Source organism: Mixta tenebrionis, from assembly GCF_006517625.1.
In the GTDB taxonomy this organism is placed as follows: domain Bacteria; phylum Pseudomonadota; class Gammaproteobacteria; order Enterobacterales; family Enterobacteriaceae; genus Mixta; species Mixta tenebrionis.
This window is the reverse complement of the sequence record NZ_VHQI01000068.1, coordinates 1-347: the sequence shown is the minus strand read 5'-3', so window position 1 is coordinate 347 and position 347 is coordinate 1. Positions and strand designations below refer to the sequence as shown.

Genomic DNA, 347 nt, shown 5'->3' with positions numbered 1-347 from the left:
AGCAGGTCAATTTCAAACACCACGTCATCCCAGTCTGTGGTTGATTTATCCCTGTCGTTTGATGCTTTTTCGCGTCGCTGCCAGTCCCGGATATCATTGTATGCTGAGCGATAGTCCTGAACTTTACGTTCTGCCGGGAGACGAATGGTTTGTAATTCAGCAAATTTTTCATCATCCACATAGTGCTCTGCTTTAAAGGTTTCTACCGCTTCCGGGTCACTAATATCAACCTTCTGCAGGGCTTTCAGCGTGGCAAATTCATCATAGTTTTGCAGGATGTTTTCTGCCCGCAGATATTCACCAAACAGTTTGACGAAGGCTTTTTTCTCTTTTTCACTGTCGATACT

1 protein-coding gene is annotated in these 347 nt (G+C 44.4%); it reads right to left on the bottom strand.

The window, feature by feature from the left end; all coding sequences use genetic code 11:
* Positions 1-347 (bottom strand): type I restriction endonuclease subunit R, EcoR124 family (locus FKM52_RS21565; protein ID WP_425462658.1); only part of this gene is annotated, 347 nt, incomplete at both ends.